Source organism: Streptomyces sp. WG7 (genome assembly GCF_049975785.1).
Taxonomy (GTDB): domain Bacteria; phylum Actinomycetota; class Actinomycetes; order Streptomycetales; family Streptomycetaceae; genus Streptomyces.
This window is the reverse complement of sequence record NZ_JBNGGE010000059.1, coordinates 34,445-41,792: the sequence shown is the minus strand read 5'-3', so window position 1 is coordinate 41,792 and position 7,348 is coordinate 34,445. Positions and strand designations below refer to the sequence as shown.

The window sequence follows — 7,348 nt, the reverse complement described above, 5'->3', positions numbered from 1 at the left end:
CGGGCAGTGACACGGGGCCTGGTCGAGGTGAACGTCGCTCGTGAGGTGACCGTTCCCCGTAAGGCACGCAAGGCAGAACGCAGGGCCAGGGCGGCAGTGCTGCCGTGGAGCGTCGCGGAAGTACGCGCCTTCGTTCGTGCGATCGCAGGTGACCGTCTGCAGGCACCCTTCCTCCTGGCTCTGATGGGTCTTCGGCCGGCGGAGATCTGTGGCATGCGCTGGGCGGACGTCGACCTGGACGGAGCCACCGTGTCCATCACCAACACCCGGACGGTCATGGGGAACGACATCGTGGTAGAGAAGGACACCAAGTCACCCGCGGGTGAGCGGCAACTTCCGCTGCCGGCTCCGGTAACGGCTGCCTTGACCGCGTTCCGGGCTGCTCAGGCAGACGAGAAGACGGCGGCCGGGCACGGGTACGAAAACAGCGGTTACGTTCTCGTAGACGCTCGGGGCAGAGCGCTCAACGGACGCCAACTGCGTGAGCGGGCCTACAAGGTCATGGACCGCAGCGGGCTGCGCCGGGTCCGTCTGTACGACGCCCGTGCGAGCTGCCTGACGTACCTGGCGAACCAAGGGGTCTCGGACCATCTCCTCGCCCGGTGGGCCGGCCACGCCGACGCTCGGACCACGAAGCGCTGGTACGTGAAGCCGGATGTGGAGGACCTGCGGCCGGCGGCGGACACGTGGGGAGGTCTGGCGAGTGGCTCCGCCCCCGTTCACGAAGAGAATGTGAGATGTGGGAGCGTGAACGGGTGAGTGAGAAGAACGTCGACATCCTGCAATACCGCTTTGACGGGCCGGAACAGGCCCCGGTCCTGGTCATGGGGCCGTCCCTCGGTGCTACATGGCACATGTGGGACCGGCAGGTGCCCGAGCTGGCTCAGCAGTGGCGGGTCTTCCGTTTCGACCTGCCCGGACACGGGGGCGCCCCCGCCCACCCGGCGGGCTCCGTCACCGAGCTCACCACACGCCTGCTGGCCACACTCGACGGACTCGGCGTGCAGCGCTTCGGCTACGCGGGCTGCGCTTTCGGTGGCGCCGTCGGTATCGAACTGGCCCTGCGCCACCCCGAACGCCTCGCCTCCCTCGCGCTGATCGCCACCTCGCCGCGCTTCGGTACGGCCGACGAGTTCCGTCAGCGTGGCGTGATCGTCCGCACCAACGGCCTGGACCCCATCGCCCGCAGCGCGCCGGAGAGGTGGTTCACCGGAGGGTTCGCCGCCGCTCAGCCCGCCATCACCGAGTGGGCCGTGCAGATGGTGCGGACCACCGACCCCGGCTGCTACATCGCCGCCTGTGAGGCGCTCGCCGCGTTCGACGTACGAGGCGAACTCGGCCGCGTGGGCGCCCCGACCCTGGTCCTCGTCGGCTCCGACGACCAGGTCACCGGCCCCGCCGAGGCCCGCACCCTGGTCGCCGGCATCCCCGACGCACGCCTGGCCGTCGTCCCCGGCGCCTCCCACCTGGTCCCGGTCGAGCAGCCCGCGGCCGTCACCGACCTGCTGGTGCGGCACTTCACCACCGCCTGGCAGAGCGCCCACGACACGTCCACCGGTCAGATCGCCATCCCGGCCGCCCACGCCATCACACCGGCGGTCGCCGCGGCCCCCGCGGCTTCCACCGCCCCCGTTCAGCCTGCCCTGGCCCCGCCGCAGGCCGCGTCGCCCATCGCGGAGATCGCCCCGCCCGCCGTACCTCCGCAGGTACCCGGGCAGGGGCGGCCCGACCCCTATGAGGCGGGGCTCAAGGTGCGCCGCGAAGTGCTCGGCGACGCGCACGTCGACCAGGCGCTGGCGCAGGCGGACGAGTTCTCGGGGGACTTCCAGGAGTTCCTCACCCGGTACGCGTGGGGCGAGGTCTGGGACCGGCCGGGCCTGGACCGGCGCACCCGCAGCTGCGTCACCCTCACCGCCCTCGTCGCCGGCGGCCACCTGGACGAACTCGCGCCCCACCTCCGGGCCGCCCTGCGCAACGGCCTCACCCCGGCCGAGATCAAGGAAGTACTGCTCCAGGCGGCCGTCTACTGCGGCGTACCGGCCGCGAACGGCGCCTTCCGGGTGGCGCAGCAGGTCATCCGCGAGGAGACCACGCCGCCGGAGTGAGTCCCGCCAGGCCGTGGGACGGCCCGCGGCGGCAGGATGGAGTCATGAAGCTCACCAAGAAGTCGCACGCCTGCGTCCGCCTGGAGAAGGACGGGCGGACGCTCGTCCTGGACCCCGGTGGATTCAGCGAGGAGGACGCCGCCCTCGGCGCGGACGCGATCCTCGTCACCCACGAGCACCCCGACCACTTCGACGAGCTGCGGCTGCGCGCCGCCATGGAGAACAACCCCACCGCCGAGATCTGGACGCTGAAGTCCGTCGCGGAGAAGATCTCGGCGGCGTTCCCGGGCCGCGTGCACACCGTCGGCCACGGCGACACCTTCACCGCCGCCGGCTTCGACGTGCAGGTCCACGGCGAGCTGCACGCGGTGATCCACCCGGACATCCCGCGCGTCACCAACGTCGGCTTCCTCGTCGACGGCGGCAAGGTCTTCCACCCCGGCGACGCCCTCACCGTCCCCGGCCACCCGGTCGAGACGCTGATGCTCCCCGTCATGGCGCCCTGGAACAAGATCTCCGAGGTCATCGACTACGTCCGTGAGGTGAAGCCGCAGCGCGCCTACGACATTCACGACGCCCTGCTCACCGACCTCGCCCGCCCGATCTACGACCGTCAGATCGGGCAGCTGGGCGGCTCGGAGCACCTGCGCCTGAGCCCCGGGGACTCCGCCCGGGTGTGACGCGCGCCCCGGCGCCCCGGCGAGACGGGGACCGGGGCCGGGTTGTCAGTGCCGCCGGGTAGGTTGTGGGACATGCGCATCGCGACCTGGAACGTGAACTCGATCACCGCCCGCCTGCCGAGGCTGCTCGCCTGGCTGGAGAGCAGCGGCACCGACGTGCTCTGCCTCCAGGAGGCCAAGGTCGCCGAGGAGCAGTTCCCCTTCGACGAGCTGCGCGAGAAGGGCTACGAGGCGGCGGTGCACGCCACCGGCCGGTGGAACGGCGTGGCAGTGCTCTCCCGCGTCGGCCTCGACGACGTGGTCAAGGGCCTGCCCGGCGACCCCGGCTACGACGGCGTCCAGGAGCCCCGCGCGATCTCCGCCACCTGCGGCCCGGTCCGCGTCTGGTCGGTGTACGTGCCCAACGGCCGCGAGGTGGAGCACCCGCACTACGCCTACAAGCTCCAGTGGTTCGAGGCACTGCGCGCGGCCGTCGAGGGCGACGCGGCCGGCAGCCGCCCCTTCGCGGTCCTGGGCGACTACAACGTCGCCCCGACGGACGACGACGTCCACGACCCCGCCGCCTTCGAAGGCTCCACCCACGTCACCCCCGCCGAGCGTGCCGCCCTGGCCTCCCTGCGCGGCGCCGGCCTGTCCGACGTGGTCCCGCGCCCGCTGAAGTACGACCACCCCTTCACCTACTGGGACTACCGCCAGCTCTGCTTCCCCAAGAACCGCGGCATGCGCATCGACCTGGTGTACGGCAACGAGCCCTTCGCCAAGGCGGTCACCGACTCCTACGTCGACCGTGAGGAGCGCAAGGGCAAGGGCGCATCGGACCACGCGCCGGTCGTGGTGGACCTGGACGTGTAGGCGCCCCGTCCGGGCTGTCGCCCCGTCCGGGCTGTCGCCCCGTCCGGGCTGTCGCCCTGCTCGGGCTGTCGCCCCGTCCGGGTCTCCCGTGCCGCTCCCGCGCCCCTCCGGATTTCCGCTCGCCCCTCCTCGCCCCTCGTTGCTCCTCGCTCCTGCGTGCCCTGTGGTGCACATGGCGGTACGAATGACAGTCTGGCGGTATGAATTTCCCCTTCCTGGGCAAGCGGCGCGAAGATCCCCGGGCTCATGACGCCGAGGGCATCGGTGACCTGCTGGCCGACTGCGACCTGCTGCGCTCGCAGGCGTTGCGGGAGGGGGTCCGGCTCGACGACTCCGAGGTCTCGCTGGAGCAGCTCGACCAGGTGCTGCCCCGCTGGCGGAGCGACGAGGAGATCCTGGCCTGGCTCGGGAACGACGCCGGTCTGTACCTCGGCACCGTGATCGTGCGCACCGTGCCCGGCGCCTCCTGGTCCATCCGGTCCGACGGGCAGCCCGTCGTCCGGCTCGCCTCCGGCCGGGAGTTCGACGTGGTGGCGTCAGGCCACGCGTGGGCGGAGGACGGAGTGCCCGAACTCTCGCAGCTCTACGGAGAAGTCGCGGAAGCATGAACCTTCGGCTCCCCGAGCACCTTAAATCGGGCTAATGACCGGAAGGCGCGTGTCGTAGGCATACATGCCGATTGTGCCGATACGTTGCGGTGGTCAGGGCACACACGAACGTACAGAGGCATGCGCAGGGTGCAGCCGGAGATCACTGCTCGCGCGGCGGATCGGACACCACGTCGGGCCGTCCGCGGACGAGGGGAAGGTCAGCTGCGCACCGGACTCAGGCCCGGTGGGAGTTGCGGGGTGCCGGCGCCGGTGCCCGCGGGGGGCTGGTCGCCGCCCGCGTCACGTCCCCGACGAGTTCGACGGCATCGGGGCCGTACGCCTGCGAGTTGACCACCTTCAGCAGCAGCACGAAGGGGTTGTTGCCGTGCTTGTGGGCCAACTGCTCGTGGTGACGTGCGAGGGAGCGGGTGGCTGCCTGGTTGGTGATCGCGCGCTGGCCGCAGAACAGGAACGCGGGCCGGGCCTCGCTCGGCCGACTCGCCCGACGCGGTCGGGGGCCTGGCGCCCTCATCGGTGGCGGCGCGGCGCGGCCACTTCGACAGCGTGATCGGGTGGACGCCGAAGTCGGCGGCGATTTGTTCCAGCGTGACGCCGGACTCGCGGTTGCGCGCGACCCGCACGACGTCCTCGCGGAACTCCTTCGGATACGGATTGGGCGCTGCGACATCCTTCCAGGCCGACGGGGCGCCGCCCGGGCGGGGTGCAGTCCTGGTTGAGGGCGACGTTCCGGCACTTGGCGAGACTCACACCCGTGGACGCCGGCTTCTCCTCGCGGGGACGAGGCGAGCCAACCGTCCGCGAGTCCGTCCTGCGTGACGGATGCGTGACGGATCCCACAATAGTTCAAATATTGCGCAAGTTTTAAAGTGTGTCCATGGACGCTGAAGAAGCCACGGCCTGGGAGCGTGCGGCGCTCGACGGTGGCCCGGCCGATGGGTTGCGGGCGCGCGTGGCCCGCCGGCCGTGGGTGTCGCAGGTGACCTGTCCGTGCGTGGTCGAGAACGGCGAGGCCGAGGTGCGGGCCGGGGCGCTGCACGTCTGTCGCTTCGACTTCCGCGTACGGGTGGGCCTCTTCGGTACGGCTTCGACGGGGTCGGCCCTTGGATCGTCAGCGGGGCGCGGCGTCGCCTCCTGGGGCGGGGCTTGCCAGGGGTGCATCACCGGAGGCGGCCTGAACGGGCCGGTGCGCCTGCTGTCCGGCCGCGTCGGGAGAGGCTGCCGCGGTCTGCGGCGCGTCCTCCTCCTTCATGGCCTTGGCCTCGCTCTTGAGGATCCGCAGCGACTTACCAAGAGCACGGGCCGTGTCCGGCAGCCTCTTCGACCCGAACAGCACGATGACGACGATCGCCACGACCAGCAGATGCCAGGGCTGCAGCGCATTACGGAACATGTTCGTCCTCTCGCAAGTACAGGGTGAGCGCCACGAGAATGCGCCCGGAAAAGATTGCTACATTGCGCAACTGTACAACCATTGGATGGGGTCAGTCGTCCCCTCCGTATGAGGCCGGACGAATGAGAGGTGCACGCATGACCAGCAGCCATCGGGTGGCACCGCCGCGCCGCGGCGACACCACGGCTGACAGTCCGGTCCGACCGCGGGCCGCCGCCCGCAGTCGGCGGCGTAAGCGCAGCCGGGTGCGGCTCGGACTCGGGATGGCGCTGTCGCTGCTGGTCCTTGTGACAGCCGGTGTCGGCTGGACGTATCTCACGCTGAGCGGCAACATCGACACCTTCAGCGCGGACGGGATCTCCGACGACCGGCCCGACGGCTCGACGAAGGGACAGAACGTCCTCGTCATCGGCTCGGACGCGCGCACCGAGGGCAACAGCGAACTGGGCGGTGGGGACAAGGGGGACATCGGCCGCTCCGACACCGCCTTCCTGCTGCATGTGTACGCCGACCATCAGCACGCCATTGCGGTGTCGATCCCCCGCGACACGCTCGTCGACATCCCGCCCTGCAAACTGCCCGACGGCACCTGGACCAAGCCGCAGGCCAACGCGATGTTCAACGCGGCCTACTCCGTGGGTCAGACGGCCAAGGGCAACCCGGCCTGCACCCAGAACACAGTGGAGAAACTGACCGGCTTGCGTGTCGACCACACCGTCGTCGTCGACTTCAAGGGCTTCTCGGAACTGACCGAGGTCGTCGGCGGTGTCAACGTGTGCCTGCCACAGGACATCTACCAGAAGGACCTCAATCCCAACCGCACCACCCGCGGTGAGCGCATCTTCGCCAAGGGCGAGCAGAGCGTGTCCGGCTCGAAGGCCCTGGACTACGTGCGCATCCGGCACGGCATCGGCGACGGCTCCGACATAGGCCGGATCAAACGCCAGCAGGCCTTCGTCGCTGCGCTGATCAAGAAGGTGAAGAGCGACGGCTTCACCCCGACCAAGCTGCTGCCGCTCGCGAACGCCGCCACGCAGTCCATGACCGTCGACCCCGGCCTCGGCTCGGCCGACAAGCTGATCTCCTTTGTGATGTCGCTGAAAAGCATCGACCTGCACAACACCAAGTTCATCACCATCCCCTGGCGCTACGAGGGTGAGCGCGTCGCGATCGTCGAGCCGGACGCCGACGCCCTGTGGGCGGCGCTGAAGGCCGACCGCACGATCGACGGCGAGGACGCCAGCGGCAACAACGGCGATAGGCAAGCCGCGTCCCCGTCGCCGGACCCCGACGGGCCGGCGTCCGGCGACGGGATCGCTGTGGCCGTCTACAACGGCACCACGGTCACCGGCCTGGCCGCCCGCGCAGCCGAGACCCTCAAGGAGCACGCCTTCACGGTCACGGGTACGGAGACGGCACGCACCCAGGACTACAGCACCACGGTGATCGAATACGGGCCCGGCCAGAAGGACGACGCGAAGGCCGTCTCACAGTTCTTCGCCGGCGCGGAACTCCGGGCGGCCTCCACCGCGGGCATCAACGTCACCCTGGGCCAGTCGTATGCAGCCAATCCCTCGGCTACCGCTTCCACCGAGCCAACTGCCGTGCCCCCCACGGTGGCCGACGATGCCCGCTCGGCCGACGACGACGCCTGCTCCGACCTCTCCTACGGCTGAGCAGAGCGCGATCCCTGCCCCGACTTGCAAGGAG

The 7,348-nt window shown here is 70.3% G+C and carries 7 protein-coding genes and 2 pseudogenes; 6 read left to right on the top strand and 3 right to left on the bottom strand.

The genetic code is table 11. The annotated features are described in order from the left end of the window. The 5 genes from ACP4J0_RS34440 to ACP4J0_RS34420 all read left to right on the top strand — a co-directional run. On the top strand, positions 1–759 hold a 759-nt coding region (locus ACP4J0_RS34440; protein WP_426602770.1), incomplete at its 5' end, for a site-specific integrase. Beyond that, positions 738–2,105 (top strand): 4-carboxymuconolactone decarboxylase, encoded by a 1,368-nt coding sequence (pcaC, locus tag ACP4J0_RS34435; protein ID WP_426602768.1) that lies wholly within the window; start codon positions 738–740, stop codon positions 2,103–2,105. The genes ACP4J0_RS34440 and pcaC, both read left to right, overlap by 22 nt. 44 nt (positions 2,106–2,149) lie before the next feature. Further along, positions 2,150–2,785, top strand: a complete 636-nt coding sequence (locus tag ACP4J0_RS34430) for an MBL fold metallo-hydrolase (RefSeq protein ID WP_426602767.1) — start codon at positions 2,150–2,152, stop codon at positions 2,783–2,785. Between the two features lie 72 nt (positions 2,786–2,857). Then, complete coding sequence (locus ACP4J0_RS34425; protein WP_426524003.1) at positions 2,858–3,637, top strand: exodeoxyribonuclease III; 780 nt, start codon at positions 2,858–2,860, stop codon at positions 3,635–3,637. A 200-nt stretch (positions 3,638–3,837) separates the two neighbouring features. Next, a complete protein-coding gene (locus ACP4J0_RS34420) occupies positions 3,838–4,245 on the top strand; it encodes a DUF6278 family protein (protein WP_426602765.1) in 408 nt (135 codons plus the stop codon). A 217-nt stretch (positions 4,246–4,462) separates the two neighbouring features. Here ACP4J0_RS34420 and ACP4J0_RS34415 read toward each other — a convergent pair. The 3 genes and pseudogenes from ACP4J0_RS34415 to tatA all read right to left on the bottom strand — a co-directional run. Continuing rightward, positions 4,463–4,714 (bottom strand): annotated as a pseudogene (locus ACP4J0_RS34415) (hypothetical protein); the annotation flags it as partial. Between the two features lie 37 nt (positions 4,715–4,751). Continuing rightward, a pseudogene (locus ACP4J0_RS34410) lies at positions 4,752–4,883 on the bottom strand (hypothetical protein); the annotation flags it as partial. 473 nt (positions 4,884–5,356) lie between these two features. Further along, positions 5,357–5,638 (bottom strand): Sec-independent protein translocase subunit TatA, encoded by a 282-nt coding sequence (gene tatA, locus ACP4J0_RS34405; protein WP_426602763.1) that lies wholly within the window; start codon positions 5,636–5,638, stop codon positions 5,357–5,359. 137 nt (positions 5,639–5,775) lie between these two features. Between tatA and ACP4J0_RS34400 the strand changes: the two genes are divergently transcribed. Next, complete coding sequence (locus ACP4J0_RS34400; protein WP_426602761.1) at positions 5,776–7,314, top strand: LCP family protein; 1,539 nt, start codon at positions 5,776–5,778, stop codon at positions 7,312–7,314. Positions 7,315–7,348 lie beyond the last annotated feature (34 nt).

Excerpts from the sequence above, each read along its gene's own strand:
- pcaC (WP_426602768.1), top strand. The coding sequence starts at position 738 with ATGTGGGAGCGTGAACGGGTGAGTGAGAAGAACGTCGACATCCTGCAA.
- ACP4J0_RS34430 (WP_426602767.1), top strand. The coding sequence starts at position 2,150 with ATGAAGCTCACCAAGAAGTCGCACGCCTGCGTCCGCCTGGAGAAGGAC.
- ACP4J0_RS34425 (WP_426524003.1), top strand. The coding sequence starts at position 2,858 with ATGCGCATCGCGACCTGGAACGTGAACTCGATCACCGCCCGCCTGCCG.
- ACP4J0_RS34420 (WP_426602765.1), top strand. The coding sequence starts at position 3,838 with ATGAATTTCCCCTTCCTGGGCAAGCGGCGCGAAGATCCCCGGGCTCAT.
- tatA (WP_426602763.1), bottom strand. The coding sequence starts at position 5,638 with ATGTTCCGTAATGCGCTGCAGCCCTGGCATCTGCTGGTCGTGGCGATC.
- ACP4J0_RS34400 (WP_426602761.1), top strand. The coding sequence starts at position 5,776 with ATGACCAGCAGCCATCGGGTGGCACCGCCGCGCCGCGGCGACACCACG.